General features: G+C 56.1%; 15 protein-coding genes. 1 reads left to right on the top strand and 14 read right to left on the bottom strand.

The window, feature by feature from the left end; all coding sequences use genetic code 11:
* Positions 1-74: 74 nt before the first annotated feature.
* From LJE94_13055 to glpK, 3 genes are all read right to left on the bottom strand, one after another.
* Complete coding sequence (locus LJE94_13055) at positions 75-239, bottom strand: hypothetical protein (protein MCG6911037.1); 165 nt, start codon at positions 237-239, stop codon at positions 75-77.
* 218 nt (positions 240-457) lie between these two features.
* A complete protein-coding gene (locus tag LJE94_13050) occupies positions 458-1,111 on the bottom strand; it encodes a helix-turn-helix domain-containing protein (protein ID MCG6911036.1) in 654 nt (217 codons plus the stop codon).
* Between the two features lie 171 nt (positions 1,112-1,282).
* Positions 1,283-2,761, bottom strand: coding sequence for a glycerol kinase GlpK (glpK, locus tag LJE94_13045; protein ID MCG6911035.1), 1,479 nt, complete (start codon positions 2,759-2,761; stop codon positions 1,283-1,285).
* 304 nt (positions 2,762-3,065) lie between these two features.
* On the opposite strand from glpK, the gene LJE94_13040 reads away from it, so the two are divergent.
* Positions 3,066-3,920 carry an alpha/beta hydrolase gene (locus LJE94_13040; GenBank protein ID MCG6911034.1) on the top strand — a complete coding sequence of 285 codons (855 nt, stop codon included), beginning with the start codon at positions 3,066-3,068 and terminating at the stop codon, positions 3,918-3,920.
* Here the strand turns inward: LJE94_13040 and LJE94_13035 are convergent.
* The 11 genes from LJE94_13035 to LJE94_12985 all read right to left on the bottom strand — a co-directional run bounded on the left by LJE94_13035 (position 3,911) and on the right by LJE94_12985 (position 16,056).
* The gene (locus tag LJE94_13035; GenBank protein MCG6911033.1) at positions 3,911-4,972 is read right to left on the bottom strand and encodes a hypothetical protein; all 1,062 of its coding nucleotides are present in this window, start codon (positions 4,970-4,972) and stop codon (positions 3,911-3,913) included. The genes LJE94_13040 and LJE94_13035 overlap by 10 nt on opposite strands.
* A gap of 195 nt (positions 4,973-5,167) precedes the next feature.
* Positions 5,168-5,890, bottom strand: a complete 723-nt coding sequence (locus tag LJE94_13030; GenBank protein MCG6911032.1) for a TVP38/TMEM64 family protein — start codon at positions 5,888-5,890, stop codon at positions 5,168-5,170.
* A gap of 19 nt (positions 5,891-5,909) precedes the next feature.
* The gene (locus tag LJE94_13025) at positions 5,910-7,112 is read right to left on the bottom strand and encodes a phosphoglycerate kinase (protein ID MCG6911031.1); all 1,203 of its coding nucleotides are present in this window, start codon (positions 7,110-7,112) and stop codon (positions 5,910-5,912) included.
* 39 nt (positions 7,113-7,151) lie between these two features.
* On the bottom strand, positions 7,152-7,451 hold the full coding sequence (locus LJE94_13020) for a hypothetical protein (GenBank protein MCG6911030.1): 300 nt from the start codon (positions 7,449-7,451) through the stop codon (positions 7,152-7,154).
* Positions 7,435-8,196, bottom strand: coding sequence for a DNA repair protein RadC (radC, locus tag LJE94_13015; GenBank protein MCG6911029.1), 762 nt, complete (start codon positions 8,194-8,196; stop codon positions 7,435-7,437). The genes LJE94_13020 and radC overlap by 17 nt, the downstream gene beginning before the upstream one ends.
* Positions 8,197-8,326: 130 nt before the next feature.
* Complete coding sequence (locus LJE94_13010; GenBank protein ID MCG6911028.1) at positions 8,327-9,355, bottom strand: NAD(P)-dependent glycerol-3-phosphate dehydrogenase; 1,029 nt, start codon at positions 9,353-9,355, stop codon at positions 8,327-8,329.
* 235 nt (positions 9,356-9,590) lie between these two features.
* Positions 9,591-12,014 carry a DNA gyrase subunit A gene (gyrA, locus tag LJE94_13005; protein ID MCG6911027.1) on the bottom strand — a complete coding sequence of 808 codons (2,424 nt, stop codon included), beginning with the start codon at positions 12,012-12,014 and terminating at the stop codon, positions 9,591-9,593.
* Positions 12,011-13,096, bottom strand: coding sequence for an AI-2E family transporter (locus LJE94_13000; GenBank protein MCG6911026.1), 1,086 nt, complete (start codon positions 13,094-13,096; stop codon positions 12,011-12,013). The genes gyrA and LJE94_13000 overlap by 4 nt, the downstream gene beginning before the upstream one ends.
* 416 nt (positions 13,097-13,512) lie before the next feature.
* Positions 13,513-13,668, bottom strand: a complete 156-nt coding sequence (locus LJE94_12995) for a hypothetical protein (GenBank protein MCG6911025.1) — start codon at positions 13,666-13,668, stop codon at positions 13,513-13,515.
* A 340-nt stretch (positions 13,669-14,008) separates the two neighbouring features.
* Positions 14,009-15,295, bottom strand: a complete 1,287-nt coding sequence (locus LJE94_12990) for an acetyl-CoA C-acetyltransferase (GenBank protein MCG6911024.1) — start codon at positions 15,293-15,295, stop codon at positions 14,009-14,011.
* Between the two features lie 113 nt (positions 15,296-15,408).
* Positions 15,409-16,056, bottom strand: a complete 648-nt coding sequence (locus tag LJE94_12985) for a (2Fe-2S)-binding protein (protein MCG6911023.1) — start codon at positions 16,054-16,056, stop codon at positions 15,409-15,411.
* Positions 16,057-16,083 lie beyond the last annotated feature (27 nt).

Genomic DNA, 16,083 nt, shown 5'->3' with positions numbered 1-16,083 from the left:
CACCTGCTAACTCAATAACCCAACAAACCCGCTAACCCAATGAACTATGTTGCGTTGCAACCTTGAAGACGGCACTAGGCGGCCGTATCCCCCTGCGCGGTATTTTCCCCTTTTCCGCCGAACGCTTCACAGGTCTTGCACCACACACGAATGTCGCCCTTGCGAAACACGTTTTCACACACGTCACGGTTGTACTTCGTTTGGGTATCCCTTGGGCATTCAATCATTTTCCCGGCCATTTGTTCTCCTTTCATTTGTTGATTAAAAAATTACATCCCCACCGCCAATGTGGCCAGCCCGGCAATAACGACCAGCGCGGACATGAACACGCAGTCACACATCACTTTGATCAACATGGCTTGCATACGGTCTCTCCTTTCGGTGTTCACTTCACCTACGTTCGTGTTAATTTTATTGCGCTTCATGTTTAGTTTTATATACAACCACGATAAATTTTTTAGCGAATTTCGCGGCAGACCCAGATCACCTTGCCCAGAATCCTGACCTGGTCCGCCTCGTCTCCCTCGAGATAGATCGGGGCATAGTCCTTGTTGTCGCTGCGCAGCACAAGTTTGTTGGGGTGTTTCTCCACCCTTTTGACCATGATCGTATCCTCGATGCCGAGCGCAAAAACGGCGCCGGCCAGAATATTTTTCTGGCTTTGGTCGATCAGGACCGTGTCTCCGTCGTGCATCTCAGGTTCCATGGAGTTGCCGAAAATATCTAAAAGCACCATCTCGTCGGATGCCCCCCTTTTGTTCAGCCATGCCCTGCGGAACGCGTAGTAGTTTTGAACGTCCCCTCCCACCTCGAAAGACCCGTTGCCTGCGCACAGACGCGCCGACACTTTGGGAATTTTTTTAAAGGCCGACGCCTCTTCCGTTTGCCGACCGACAAACGTGTGCCCCCGGCCGGTTTCAAGCCACTCCGGATTGATGCCGTAGGCGCGGTACAACCGCAGCAGCCAGCGTTCGGGAACGGCGCCTTTTTTCCGTGCCTGGGTAACGGCGGACCGATTGACCTTCAAAATTCTGGCGAGGTCGGTCTGGGATTCGATCCCGGCGGCTTCGAAGATCCGTTTTATAATACCGTCGAATTCATTTGCGCTCATGAACCTTCCCTTCAGGCAAGTGTTAACGTCCGCTGATGTTTCCGGCACGCGATGTTCAATTTAGTTAACACAGTCGCAAATTTTTTGCAACAGTTTTTTCGCGAATCAGCGTAGATACCCGGGTCCGTAGGGACCGGCACCGGTTTCACCCTGGAAGGAGGTGTTCTGAAGCTAAGCCTTTTCCACCGCCCGCCGCCACCTCTCCAGCACGGACGCACGTTCCTCTGCGGACATTGCGGGGGTAAAGGTCCGGTCCTCTTTCCACACACCGGCGATATCCTCCAGACCGGGCCACATCCCTGCCCCCAACCCTGCCAGGAGGGCCGCCCCCAGCGCCGTGGTTTCCACAATTTGCGGCCGCACGATGCTGCATCCCAGAAAATCCGCCTGCATCTGCATGAGCAGGTTGTTGGCGCTCGCGCCGCCGTCAACCTTCAGCCGCAACAGTTGCCTGCCGCTGTCGGCTGTCATGGCCTTCAGGATGTCGACATTCTGCAGGGCGATGCCTTCCAGCGTGGCCCTGGCGAGATGTGCCCCGCGCGTTCCCAGGGTCAGGCCCGTTATCACGCCGCGTGCATCGCTGCGCCAATGCGGCGCGCCGAGGCCTACAAAGGCGGGCACGACGGTGACGCCGCCCGTGTCCGGCACCTGCTCCGCCAACGCTTCTATCCGTGAAGCGCTCTCGACAAGCTTTAAGCCGTCCCGCACCCACTGGACGGCGGCCCCGGCTATGAAAGCCGACCCCTCGAGGGCGTAAGTGGTTTTGCCCCCAATGCGCCAGGCAACGGTTGTCAGTAGTCGATTCTCGCTCGCAATCGGTGTGCCTCCCGTATTCATGAGAAGAAAAGCCCCGGTCCCGAAAGTGCATTTGGCTTCGCCCGTCTGAAAACAGGTCTGACCAAAAAGCGCCGCGTGCTGGTCGCCGGCCATGCCGCAGATGGGAATCCCGTCGGGCAGACCGGGTACGCCCTTCGTACGGCCGTAGACCTCGGCGTTCCCCCTGATTTCCGGAAGCACCTTTTGGGGAATATCCAGAAGGGCGCAGAGTTCATCGTCCCACGTAACGGCTTTAAGATCCATCAACAGGGTCCGGGAGGCGTTGGTGGCATCGGTGACATGGGCCCGGCCGCCGGTTAATTTCCAAACCAGATAGGTGTCGATGGTCCCGGCTCTGACCTTCCCGGCTTCCGCCTGCTCCCGCAACCCCGGTACGTGATCCAGCTGCCACTTCAATTTGGTCCCGCTGAAGTAGGGGTCCAGCAGCAGTCCGGTGCGTTGCTGAAAAAGCGTTTCGTGTCCTTTGCGCCGCAGCTCGTCACAGATATCGCTGGTGCGCCGACACTGCCAGACAATGGCATTGTGGCAGCCCCTGCCGCTGGCGGCATCCCAGAACAGGTTGGTTTCACGCTGGTTGGTGATACCTATCGCCCCGATGTCGTCCGGTGAAACCGTTCCGTTTGAAAATGCCGCCCGTATGGCCCCGAGAACGGATTCCCAAATATCGTCTGGATTGTGTTCGACCCAACCCGGCTGCGGATATATCTGTCTGAATTCACGGTATCCCTGTGCCCGGACATTGAGCTCCCGGTCCATAAGAACGACGGTCGTTCCCGTGGTGCCCTGGTCTATGGAGAGAATGATTTCAGCCACGATGCGCTCCTTTCATGTTCTTCGATGCCTGATAGCCGACCCCGCAGTTGCAGCACTGGGGTTGCCCCCCAACGTTGAGGGTGAGATGGTATTGTGAATGGTACTATGATCCGTATAGCCGCTGTCCCGCCCGAATGCAACCTTAATAGCCGGCGGCCCGGATCTGGTTGCAGGGAGCATGGTGGCAGGTGGAGCAGACGGCAGGCAGCGAAACACCCGCAAAAATTGACATCGTGGCAGCGGCCTGCTAATGTTGAAACGGCTGGTTTTACCGTGACGTTGAGGTTTAAAGGAAGAGGACACCATGAGCAATTGCAAAGAGAACATCGGTTCATTCAGTGGACAAAGGGGCATCGACATCTTCTACCGCCACCTCCCGGCGCAAACCGAACGGGCGCGTCTGATCATCGCCCATGGCCTGGGCGAGCATTCCGGCAGATATGTCAATCTTTTCGAACGGCTGGTGCCTGCGGGTTTTTCCGTTTGGGCCCCGGATCTCAGGGGCCACGGCAGAAGCCGGGGAAAAAGGGGGCATGTCGACGCTTTCGATCAATATGTTCTCGACTTGAAAAAACTGATCGAAGCAGTCCGCAGCGACCTGCCCCCTAAGCGCAAGGTTTTCCTGCTGGGGCACAGCATGGGCGGCCTGATCGCCCTCAACTATGCGCAGCGGTTTTACGATACCATCGACGGGGTTGTTGCCTCGTCCCCGGGACTGGGGATGAATGTAAAGGTGCCGGGTGCAAAGGCCTTTATGGGAAAGGTGATGTCGTCCATCTGGCCCGCCCTCTCCATGGCCAACGGCCTGGATGCCGAGAAAATAAGTCACGACCCGCAAGTGGTCGCAGCCTATGTGAGCGACCCACTGGTGCACGACCGCGTAACGGCGCGCTGGTTTACGGAGTTTCTCGCAGCGATGGATGCAACCAACGCCCGGTCCGCGGAGGTCCGGGTGCCGGTGCTGCTGCAGGTGGCTGGAGACGATCACCTGGTGAACGCGCAAACGTCAACGACTTTTTTCGAGGGCCTGGCCGTTCGGGACAAGACGATCCATGTTTACGAAAAACTCTATCACGAAATCTACAACGAAACCCGGGCGGAAAGGGATGTCGTCATCGACGACCTGATGAACTGGCTGGCATTGCATATTCACGAATAGATCACATTCAACGGGATGGGTGGGTTTTTCCAAACCCCCGGTTTGGGCAGAATGTGCTGCCCCCCTACGGTGAGCCAGTAAAGGTCGGGGTTTACATCCCTCAGCTTGCCGTCGTCCGGCGGTCGCGCCTGATTCGTGTAGGCATAGGTTGTCTGAAAGATGCAGATACTCTGCTTCCCTTCATAAGCGACAACGTAGTTCTTCTTGAAGGTAAGGGGTTTGATTCTGCGGGTGGCTGCGATCTCATTGATCTCGTCATCGGAAAATTTCATGAGGATGGCGCGGCTGGCGCCCCGTTCCGAAATCCTGATCAAAGCCCGTGATTCACTGCTCGCGACATACACCGTGGTAATGCAGGGAATTCTCTTGAAGTACTGTGCGGCCACGATGGCGGCCGTTCTCCTGCCACCGACCATCACCGGAACGCTGTAATACTCGAAAAATTTCTTTTGAATATCCTCGGCACACTTATCGCCTTTTTCGTAAAGGTCTTTGGAGATGTACCGCAGATCACGCGCCAGGTCTTCCGCCGCCTCCGCAATCGGCCAGTCGATACGCACATGGAAATGGGAAAGCGAATAGCGGTTTCTGGCCCTGCTGGCCTTGTCCCTCTGGATCAGAAGGGCGTAATCGACAGGCAAGAGGTCATTCATGAAGTTAAAGAAATGAACCGACTCCAGGTATTTCTGATTGCGATCGAATTTTTCCGAAAGAGAGAGCGCGTCCGAATGCAGCAGGTTCGTTTTGGTGGTTTTGTTGACGTCGAAAAAGCGGATGTACTTTTTATGGGCTGAATGAACGAAGTCCTCGATAAAAATCACCAGAAACGTATTGTGATGCTTGTACTCCAAGTCTGGAATCCGTGCACGGGGTTTGAGCTCCCGCTTTTCAACAAAAGGATAATTTTCCCCTTTCGCGATGAAATTGTTGTAAGAATCGACCAGCGAACACTGAATCATGAACTGGTCGAGTTGGTCTCTCAGCAGTTCGTAGTAGGAGCGTCTCAGACGGTCCGACTGGCTCAATTCCTCGCGTACACTCCAGAATGACACTTTACTCTCCTACTTTTTGATGGGTTCACGCAATCGCAGAGGTAAGTAGATACCCGGGCCCGTAGGACCCGGCACTGGTTTCACCCTGGGAGTAGGTCGTTTGGACACCGATGAAACAGGTAACCCAATATCAAAAGTCTAAACAAACTTGGCTAAAAGCCCCTAATATATATCACTTTTTCATTTAAGCGTCAACTATACTCGACCGTCCGTTTTATTTTTCTTCTCCAGCCAGTGCTGCAGCCTGTCGCGGTAGCGATATCCCGTGTAGGCGGCCGTCACGCTGACAAGGGCAGCCGCCGCCAGCACGAGGTAATTTTTTTCGAAAAGCATGGCCCCCTGAAGACTCAGGATGAAGGTGCCCGGCATCCGGCCGATGGTCGCCATCAGGATGAACACCTTGAAGGGAATGGCGGTGAGCCCCAGAAACAAACAGAGATAGTCCTTTGGAAATCCCGGAAACAGGAACAGGATAAAAATCAGCATGATCCCCTTGTTGCCGGCAAGACGGTCGAAACGCGCCAGGTGCTCTTTTGGAATCAACTTGCGAATATACCGTCTGCCGAAAAAACGACCGATGGCATAATTGATCCAGGATCCTATGGTCAGGGCAATGCTCGAATAGATGAACCCGCCGACGGCGCCGAAAAGATACCCGCCGATAAACCCGGTAGCTTCCCCGGGGACCGGTGCTAAGACAACCTGAAGAATTTGAAGCAGCATGAAAACAACCGGCGCCCCCGGCCCGAAGGCTGCCACAAACCGGGCCGTTTTTTCCCGATCGGCCAGCAGTTCCCACACACGCCCGCCCCCCTGCATCAGCGCTTCCCGAAAATAGAGCAGCACGAGAACGAGACACGCCGCTGCGGCCACCGTTATCAGAAGAGGACGCCTTTCAGTAAAACGTTTCAGGTTCATGATTCCTGCGCGGGTATCTTCAGGGCTTGTCTGGGGATGGCGCCTGCTTTTCGAGAGCGGCGACGGCCGGCAATGGCTTGCCTTCCATCAACGCGAGAAAAGCGCCGCCTCCAGTGGAGATATAGGACATGCGCCGGGCTTTACCGCTGATGTGCACGGCACTGCCCGTGTCACCGCCGCCGACAACGGTCATAGCTTGCGAGGCGGCAATTGCCCGGGCCAGCGACAAGGTGCCCCGGCTGAAGGGATCCATTTCAAAAACGCCCATGGGGCCGTTCCAAAGAATGGTTCCCGCATCCACCAAAGCTTCCTCGAACAGTAGTCCGGTGGCGGGGCCGATGTCCAAAGCCATCCATCCCGGCGCGATCTCCTGAACCGGCACCGCGCGGTGCTCCGCCGTCGCCTCCATCCGGCGGGCGATGACGACGTCCACGGGCGTGTAGAACTTGATGCCCCTCTCGATGGACTGGCGGTAAACGTCGCCGGCGACCTCGACCTGGTCTGCCTCGAACGTTGATGCGCCGACATCGTAGCCGAAATACCTGAAAAAAGTATTGGCCATGGCGCCGCCGACCATGATCTTGTCGACGTGCTGCAGCATATTCTCGAGCGCCGCCAATTTGCTCGATATTTTGGCCCCGCCGATCACCGCCACAAGCGGTCGCCTGGGTTCGTGCATCGCCCTTTCGAACCAGGTCAGCTCCTTTTCCAGCAGGAAACCTGCGGCCTTTGCCGGTGCATATTTCGTTATTCCGACGACCGATGCGTTGGCGCGATGCGAAACCGCGAAGGCATCGTTTACATACAGGTCGCACAGGTTGGCGAGCGCTTCGGCAAAGGCGTCTTCGTTGGCCTGCTCCTCTTTGTGAAAACGCAGGTTCTCCAGGAGAACGACCTCTCCGGGTCTCATTCTTTCCACCATGGTTTCCACTTCGGGGCCGACACAATCGGGCGCCAGCGTGACGTTTCTTTCCAGCAATTTCTCCAGGCGAACGGCAACCGGCGCTAAGCTGAAAGCGGGAACCACAGCGCCTTTGGGTCTTCCCAGATGGGATGCGACGATCAACTTGGCGCCTTTCTCAACGGCAAAGCGCAGGGTGGGTAAGGCCGCCTGAATTCTGGCATCGTCCTCGATGGCGCCCTCCGGACTCAAGGGTACATTGAAGTCGACCCTAACCAGTACTTTTTTACCGGACAGATCCATGTCTTTGATCGATTTCATGGTGATCCTCCCAACCCGGGCAAACCGGTTCCGTGGTGGCTAAAGTGGAAAATTTCTTTCGCTTCGTTTCTTGCTCTGCTTGCGGCGCGTGTCGAACGCCTTTTTGCGCTTCCACCGTTCGAAAAAACCCATCATGCCCGCAGCATAGGCCCGGTCCACTTTTTCCTCACGCACACGCAGGCCCGGGTCTCCCTGCATGGCGGCCCGCAGGCACTCCGTCTTTTCACGGCAGCGCAGGCATTCATCCGGCGAATGCCTGAGACCGTCATCCCCTTCGGGAAAAACCGTCTCCAGTTCCCCAAAACATGGGGGCGCATCATTTCTACGATCGACCGTCATAATCCTGATTCATTTGGGCTATGAACCCCTGATCGGCAAAGCTGAAGTAGCTGCCGTTTCCGACTATCAGATGTTCATGCACTGTAATGCCCAGTGTTCGGCAGGCAAAAACCAGCTGCCGGGTAAGCGCCGCGTCCTCGGGTGAAGGGTCTGGCTCGCCCGAAGGATGATTGTGGGCGAAAATCAACGCAGCGGCCCGATGGTCTAAAGCGGCCCGCACGACTTCCCGGGGATATACCGAACTGGCCGTCAGCGTTCCCCTGAACAGGGTTTCGGTGCCGATGACCTTGTTTTTCGCATCCAGATATATCACCTCGAAACACTCGCGATCCTTGTCCCGCATGTGGTGGTCCAGGTACTGGAACAGGGCGCGGGAATTGCTGACGACATCCTGCCCCACCAGCTTCTTGTTGAGGTACCGCTCGGCAACTGCCTTGACAAGCTTGATCCCCATCAGGTTTTTCGGACCGATCCCGTCGACCTCGCACAATTCACGTGAGGAGGCTTCGAAAACCCCCTGCAGGGTCTTGAAACGTTTCAGGGCGTCCTTGGCGGGTGTTTTGCAATCCTTGCGGGGGGTGGCCAGGGTCAACAAGAGCTCGATCACTTCGTAGTCGTGAAACCCGTCCAGACCCGACATTAAAAATTTTTCGCGCAGTCTTTTCCTGTGGCCCGCGCCCTTGTGCTCCGACTTGCGGTCCGCGGACCTTTTCTTCCCTCGCTCCAGATTGGCGTCGTCACTCAAACCGCTACCATCCCGACAGGGCTAAAGCCCTGAGCTACATGTGAAGATACGTTATGGATACATACATCTTTCATTTTCAAGACGCAGCCCGGAAAATGAAAACATACAAAAATAAAAATGCGCGGCAGTTTTATTTTTCGTCGAGTTCCTCCTTGAGGTCGCGGGTCATCAGCCTGAAAACAGCCTCTTTCGGGGGAACATCGTTGTACAGGACCTTGTACACTTCCGTCGATATCGGCATTTCCACTCCCCGTTCACGGGCAAGGTTGTAAACGGATTGGGAGGTCTTCACCCCTTCAGCAACCATGCGCATTTCAGCCAAGATCTGCTTCAGGGTCTGACCCTGCCCGATCTTTTTGCCCACCGTATGATTGCGGCTGAGATCGCCGGTGCAAGTCAGGATCAGGTCGCCGATGCCCGCCAATCCGGTAAACGTCCTCGGGTTGGCGCCCATGACCAGCCCCAGGCGCCTGATTTCCGTCTGGCCGCGGGTAATCAGAGCCGCCCTGGTGTTGAGCCCCAGCCCCAGGCCGTCCACGATACCCGCCGCAATGGCTATCACGTTTTTGACGGCCCCGCCCAACTCCACCCCCATAGGGTCGTCGCTGGTATAAACCCTGAAATAGGGCGTTGCAAAAATGTGTTGAACCCTGCGGGCGATTTCCGGTTCCGTCGCCGCAACGGTTACGACAGTGGGCACATTGACGGCGACCTCCCTGGCAAAACTGGGCCCCGACAGGACGGAAATGCGGTCGGCCGATGCCGCCGGCAGCATCTCCCTGAGCACCCCTGTCATGGTGAGATGGGTTCCGTTCTCGATGCCTTTGGACGCCGAAACGACAACGGTTTCCGGTGAAATGTGGGTTGCGATCGCCCCCGCCATTTCGCGCACCAAATGCGACGGCACCACCGTAAGCAAAAAATCCTTGTCAGCTACGACCTTGCCGAGGTCATTCGAGGGACGCAGGTTTTCCGAAAGATGAATCCCGGGAAGAAACACCTTGTTTTCATGGTTATCTCTGATCTGCAGCTTCACTTCCTCCTCGAATACCCACAGATCGATAGGCCACCCCTGCTGCGCAAGAAGATTCGCCAGTGCCGTTCCCCAGCTGCCGCCCCCCACGACTCCGATTTTCAGGTTACCGTTATTTTCCGACATGACTCAGTATACCACTCCGTTTTGTTTGTTTCATTAGCTGATAGCAAACCATGAGCTATGACCTGCCAGCGATGAGCTCATCTTATGTTTCACTCGAATCCTTGAGCCTTCATCATTGTATATTGTTACAACTAAAACCCGTGTCTGAGGGCAAGAGATGTTCTTTCACCCCCTGCTTGATGCACGATACATAATAGCGGCGAAGACGCGTTTCATAATGATGCCGCAGGCAGCATTATTTTTCCGCCAACCGCGCCATGCCGACAACACGCTCGCCCGGATCCATGCCGATCAGCTTGACACCCTGTGTATTGCGGCTGATCACGGAAATGCCCCGGACGGGCATGCGAATGATTTTCCCGCTGTTCGTCATCACCATGAGATCGTCGTGCTCCTCCACCAGCAGGATGGATACGACCATGCCGTTCCGTTCGTTGGTTTTAATGGTGATCACCCCCTTGCCGCCGCGTTTCTGAATCGGATACTCATCGATGGATGTGCGCTTTCCGTACCCCTTTTCGGTAGCCGCCATCAGTGTCTGCCCGTGGCTCAGCACCTGCATCCCCACAATGCTGTCCCCGTCGGCGAGGCGCATCCCCCGAACGCCCCGGGCAACTCTCCCGGTGGGGCGAACATCCGACTCGTGGTAGCGAATCGATTTTCCCATGACCGAACACAGAAAAACGTTCATGGTGCCGTCGGTAATTCTGGCGGCAATCAACTCGTCTCCGTCGACCAGATCGATGGCGATGATACCGCCCGATCTCGGCCGGCTGTAGGCCATGATATCGGTTTTTTTCACCAATCCCTGCCGGGTGACCATGATGATGAAATTACCCGGGTCGAACGACGGCACCGCCATCACCGTGGCCAGCTCTTCATCGGCGTCAAGGTTGAGAAGGTTGACGACGGCCTTGCCGCGGCTCAGTCTTCCGGCCTGCGGGATCTCGTAAACCTTGCGCCAGTAGACCCTGCCCTTGTTGGTAAAAAAAAGAAAGGTGTGGTGGGTGGAAGCCACGAAGAGCAGCGCCACGAAATCTTCCTCTTTGGTGCCCATGGCGGTTTTTCCTTTGCCGCCGCGCCTCTGACTCTGGTACAGAGTTATCGGATTGCGCTTGATATAACCCGAGTTGGAAATGGTGACGACCATGTCCTCCTCGACGATCATGTCCTCGATGGTCAGCTCGTGCGTTTCCTCGATGATTTCGGTGCGCCGCAGGTCGCCGAACTGTGACTGCACCTCGGTCAGCTCGTCCTTCACGATCCCGAGCACCAGCTTCGTGCTTCCCAGCACCTCCTTGTACCAGGCGATGTCTTTGAGCAGAGCGTCGTACTCGTCGACGATCTTGTCCCTTTCCAGGCCGGTGAGACGCTGCAGACGCATGTCCAGGATTGCCTGGGCCTGAATGTCCGTGAGTTCGAATTCCTCCATCAGGCGAGCCTTGGCCTCGGCAGGCGTCTTCGATGACCGTATCAGGGCAACCACCCTGTCCAAATGATCCAGGGCGATTTTCAGCCCTTCCAGTATATGCGCCCGGGCCTCCGCTTTGCGTAATTCGAAGCGTGTCCGCCGAATGATGACTTCCTTGCGGTGCAGAATGAAGTGCTCCAGCAACCCCTTGAGCGTCAGTACCTCGGGCTGTTTGTTCACCACGGCCAGGAAAATGATGCCGAAGGTGTTTTCCATCTGGGTGTGTTTGTACAACTTGTTGATGATCACACCGGCCACCTGGTTCTTTTTCAGCCCCATGGCGATGCGCATGCCCTCCCGGTCGGATTCATCACGGACGTAGCGGATGCCCTCTAGGTGTTTGCTCTTCATCAGGTCGGCAATCTTTTCGATCAGCCGCGCCTTGTTGACCTGGTAGGGAATTTCCGAGACCACGATGGTCTCACTGCCGGTGCGTTTGTCTTTCTCGATGGTCGCCCGCGCCCGGATGCGGATGATGCCGCGCCCCGTGCTGTAGGCGTCGCGAATCCCCTTGGTGCCGTGGATGATACCGCCGGTGGGAAAATCGGGACCGGGTATGAGCTCGATGAGTTCTTCCAGGCCGATGTCGGGATTGTCGATAAGCGCCTTGATGGCATCGATGACCTCGCTGAGATTGTGGGGCGGAATGTTGGTGGCCATGCCGACCGCAATTCCCGACGATCCGTTCGCCAGGAGGGCCGGGACCACCGTAGGCAGCACCACAGGTTCCTCCAGTGACTCGTCGTAGTTGGGAATGAAGTCGACGGTCTCTTTGTCCAGGTCTTCCAGCATCTGGTGCGAGAGACGCATCATGCGTATCTCCGTGTAACGCATGGCGGCTGCGGAGTCCCCGTCCACGGATCCGAAATTCCCCTGCCCGTCAACCAGCGGATATCGCATGGCAAAATCCTGGGCCATGCGCACGATCGTGTCGTAGACGGCCGTGTCGCCATGGGGATGGTACTTGCCGATGACGTCGCCTACGATCCTGGCCGATTTCTTGAAGGGTTTGTTGTAATCGTTTTTGAGTTCCCGCATGGCGTAGAGGATCCTGCGGTGAACCGGTTTCAGCCCGTCTCTGACGTCTGGCAGCGCCCTGCCGATGATGACGCTCATCGCATAATCGAGGTATGATTTTTTCATCTCACGCTCTATGCTGATTTCGGGCAGATGTTCGTTAATGGTCATATTTTCTCCCTCGTCTCGATAATATACTGGTAGCTGGCCTTATAAATGTCCGTAAACGTCAGGAAAGCCGTGATCACCAACGGACCGTATACGATGCCCAGAATACCAAAAAGCTTCAATCCACCGATAATGCTAAAAAATACCAGCAGGGTATGCATTTTTACGCGGTGCCCCACCAGTCTTGGTTTAACCAGGTATTCAATTCCTCCGGAAAGCATGACATAAATAACTACCAGCAATATGCCGACCGCCGTCCGGCCGGCAATGAAAAAGTAAACGGTCGTGGGAAGCATTACCGCACCGATGCCGATGATGGGCAAAAAAGCGAGGATCCCCATGATGACGCCCCACAAGATCGGCGAATTGATGCCCAGCAGGTAAAATGCAGCGCCACCGATTACGCCCTGGATCAATCCGCACAGACCGTTGCCGATCAAGATTGCACCGGCCATATCCTTGAATTTTTCAATCAACAACCACTCCTGATCATCGGGGAGCGGCAACAGGTCCACAATGAATGTAATCAGGCGTTTGCCGTCGATGAGCAGGTAGTAGATCACCAGCAGCATCAACGAAAAATTGACGATAAAGGCCACCATGTTGGATGCTATCATCCGTGCCTGGTTGTAAAGAAACAGGCCGACGTACTTTCCGATTTCCGATATCCCCTTGTTCAGCTCCAGGCCGGTCAATTCGATGTTGAAATGGACCAGTACGGCATTGGCCTTCTCCAGGAGCATGCTTCCCTCGATCAACCCCTGAAACCGCTTGCTGAGCACCGCATTCCTGGCCGCAACGTACAGGTCGTAGGCCTCGCTGGAGAGCACGCCGACGAAGAAGATAATCGGGATGAACAGAATAACGAAGATAAGCAGGCACACCACCAGAGAGGCTATCCACGGCCTGACCCTGCCGGAATGCAGCATCCACTTGTACAACGGGTAAAAGACACCGGCTACGACGGCGCCGATGACGAATATGGACAAGAACGGCCAAAACAGTCTCCCCAGCATGAATGTGGAAATCAGCAGGCATCCCAGAAAAAACCAAAGGATCAAGTCGCCGGTCGTCTTCTCCGCCATCCTGCCTCCAACCATAAAATGCGTGTAATTGCGGATTCCCCGCAGCAAGCTTAAGGGGAATCTTCACCGTAAGGAACGCTGTCAATTATGATTCGCTCGCTTACCCTGCAACAAGCTGCAGGGAATGGGCTCGCTATCTCGGTTCAAAAGGAGAGATTACCGCACGGAGTCCCACGGGTAAACTCGTGGTCCCCGCCGCTAACCGTCTTCGCCTTGCGCTACGACGCCCTTATCCGCCAATGCATTGGGCGACATCGCGCCGTGGCATCGTTGGATCTGCGCATTCATCCACTTTGCCTGCCGTAGCCTTCTGCAAAGGCGGATAAAACGACCACGCAGCCCTTTGTTCCGTTCCATAAGCGGGCTGCGCAGGTTGCTATTCGAAAGGTATTATGCAAAGTCAAAAAGGTGGGGCATTATCTGCTGACATAAACGCCGGCCGCAAAAATCAGCAGCACCTCCCAGATGAATACTGAAAGGTAGCTGTCAAACATGGCGTACATGATGCCTCCGCCGATGATCGCCGGAACGCCACAAAAAACCAGAATACCCAACTTTCTGCTCACATCCATTTGCTTTTTCTCCTGTCGATGTTTACAGCGTATCACCTCTTGGTCATACGCAAAGATTGAACACTCCCCGCAGCAAGCTCGAGGGGAATCTTCACCGTAAGGAATTCTATTAATTATGATTCGCTCGCTTACCCTGCAGCAAGCTGCAGGGAATGCGCTCGCTATCTCGGTTCATGCTGCAAACCAATCTTAATTCTTAGCAATTATAACCGGTTAAGTAAAGCGAATTCTCAGGCGAAGTTGCGGTTTTATGGCCCTTGGCCCCTGGAAATCTTGGCCCCTTTTTATCAACAGCAACCGATCTACGAATCAAGAAACCGGCGACAGTGGGATACACGCATCAGCGTTCAACGATCATGGCCATTCCCATGCCCCCGCCGATGCACATGCTGATAAGGCCTGTGCCGTAATCCTTGCGCTGCATCAGATGCATCCCGGTGACCATCTGGCGGGCGCCGGTGCAACCGATCGGGTGACCGAGGGATATGCCGCTCCCCACTTCGTTGGGGCGGTCGCTGTCTATGCCCAGTTCACGCATGCAGCCGATAGCCTGCGAGGCGAAAGCCTCGTTCAGTTCGATCATATCGATGTCGTCTATGGTCATCCCGGTGGTCTTCAGCACCTTGCGGACGGCTGGAACGGGGCCCAGCCCCATATAGGCGGGATCGACGCCCCCTGACGCGAAGGCCTTTATCCGTAGGATGGGATCGAGGCTTAACGCCTCGGCCTTGTCGGCACTCATCAACAGCACCGCCGCGGCGCCGTCGTTGATGCCCGAGGCATTTCCGGCCGTCACGGTGCCGTCTTTCTTGAAGGCCGGCCTCAGCTTGGCCATCTTCTCCAGGCTGGTTTCCATGGGGCGTTCGTCCGTTTCGAAGACCGTCTCCCCTTTGCGGCCACGGATCACCACCGGCACGATCTCATCGGCAAAGCTGCCGTCGGCTATTGCCTGCCTGGCCCTCTGGTGGCTCAGAACGCCCAGGGCATCCTGCTCCTCTCTGCTGATGTCATACAGGGAGGCGATGTTCTCCGCCGTCAATCCCATGTGGTAACCGTAAAATATTTCGTACAAACCGTCGAAGACCATCAGGTCATAAATCTCCCCCACGCCGGTCAGCTCCATCCGGTGGCCCCAGCGGGCTTTGGGGAGGGCCATGGGCGCCGTACTCATGCTTTCCTGTCCGCCGGCCAGAATCACATCGGCCTGGCCGGACATGATGGAAGCGGCGCCCAGTGCGATGGCCTTGAGCCCCGAGCCGCAAACCTTGTTCAGGCTGAAGGCCGGCGTTTCCTTGGGGATGCCGGCTCTGACCATAGCCTGCCGGGCCGGATTCTGCCCCTGGGCGGCCTGGAGCACGTTGCCCATGATCACCTCGTCCAACGTTACGGGTTCGAGGTTTTCATCCCAGTCATTGTACGGTTCCTCCAGTTCGATGCGTTCACGACCCTTGAGTTTGTCGGGTGCAAAGGCTTCCATCTCTTCGCTTTTTTCGGGTCGCAGGCCGGCCCGCCGCAATGTCTCCTTCATGACCGCGGTCCCTATTTCCACGACGGAAACGCTTTTCAACCCACCGCCGAAACTCCCTACTGCCGTTCGTGAACCACTCACTACGACGACTTCTCTCATCGATCCGTTCCTCCTTGTAATTTAAATTTTCGACAATCACGTTCGTTATCGGTTTCAGAATATTGCCCACGCGTTGCAACTGCGGGGGTGATTGTTCGCTTTTTGTATATCGGTCAGCTGTCCCCGCCGTTCTCCCTGACCACCAGGGCCCCCACCGGACAGATATCGACGCAAGCCAGGCAAGCCGCACAGTCGACATCGGCGGAATCGACCCCGAAAGCGCTGATCACGGTGTCGAATCCCCTGCCGGCATAGGTAAACATCGACTGACCGTTTTTTTCCCTGCAGGCATACATGCATTTGCCGCACAGAACACACCGATTGGGCAGGTAGTCCAAAAAAGGGTGCGAACGATCGACGGCGCTTTTCTCGAGCAGGGTGTCGTACGGTTTGGCCCTCAGGCCGATCTTCAAAAATCGGGCGATGTTCTGCAGTTCGCAATGCTTGTTGGCATGGCAGTTTTTGCAGTCGATGTCGTGAACGGACAACAGCAGCCGCAACGCGGTGCGCTGCAGATGCCTCACTTCAGGTGCAGCGGTCTCCACCACCATACCCTCTGCTACCTGCGTCGTGCACGCGGTGACCGGTCTGTCCACTCCTACCACGGCCACCATGCACAGCCGGCAGGACGCGGGGGGGGTCTGCATGCCCGCCACGTGACACAAGTGGGGGATATAAATGTCGTTTTCAAGACAGGCCTCGAGCAGGCTGGCCCCGGCCTCGGCTTGGATTTCCTTGCTGTCAACTGTAATGGTAATCATAATATCCGGTTTTTCTGTTAGCCAACA

This window comes from Deltaproteobacteria bacterium (genome assembly GCA_022340465.1).
Classification (GTDB): domain Bacteria; phylum Desulfobacterota; class Desulfobacteria; order Desulfobacterales; family B30-G6; genus JAJDNW01.
Note: the sequence above shows the minus strand (reverse complement) of the source record. Positions and strands in the feature narration are given on the sequence as shown.

Coding starts and splice junctions, on each gene's coding strand:
- LJE94_13055 (MCG6911037.1), bottom strand. CDS start 239: ATGGCCGGGAAAATGATTGAATGCCCAAGGGATACCCAAACGAAGTAC.
- LJE94_13050 (MCG6911036.1), bottom strand. CDS start 1,111: ATGAGCGCAAATGAATTCGACGGTATTATAAAACGGATCTTCGAAGCC.
- LJE94_13040 (MCG6911034.1), top strand. CDS start 3,066: ATGAGCAATTGCAAAGAGAACATCGGTTCATTCAGTGGACAAAGGGGC.
- LJE94_13030 (MCG6911032.1), bottom strand. CDS start 5,890: ATGAACCTGAAACGTTTTACTGAAAGGCGTCCTCTTCTGATAACGGTG.
- LJE94_13025 (MCG6911031.1), bottom strand. CDS start 7,112: ATGAAATCGATCAAAGACATGGATCTGTCCGGTAAAAAAGTACTGGTT.
- LJE94_13020 (MCG6911030.1), bottom strand. CDS start 7,451: ATGACGGTCGATCGTAGAAATGATGCGCCCCCATGTTTTGGGGAACTG.
- LJE94_13010 (MCG6911028.1), bottom strand. CDS start 9,355: ATGTCGGAAAATAACGGTAACCTGAAAATCGGAGTCGTGGGGGGCGGC.
- gyrA (MCG6911027.1), bottom strand. CDS start 12,014: ATGACCATTAACGAACATCTGCCCGAAATCAGCATAGAGCGTGAGATG.
- LJE94_13000 (MCG6911026.1), bottom strand. CDS start 13,096: ATGGCGGAGAAGACGACCGGCGACTTGATCCTTTGGTTTTTTCTGGGA.
- LJE94_12995 (MCG6911025.1), bottom strand. CDS start 13,668: ATGGATGTGAGCAGAAAGTTGGGTATTCTGGTTTTTTGTGGCGTTCCG.
- LJE94_12990 (MCG6911024.1), bottom strand. CDS start 15,295: ATGAGAGAAGTCGTCGTAGTGAGTGGTTCACGAACGGCAGTAGGGAGT.
- LJE94_12985 (MCG6911023.1), bottom strand. CDS start 16,056: ATGATTACCATTACAGTTGACAGCAAGGAAATCCAAGCCGAGGCCGGG.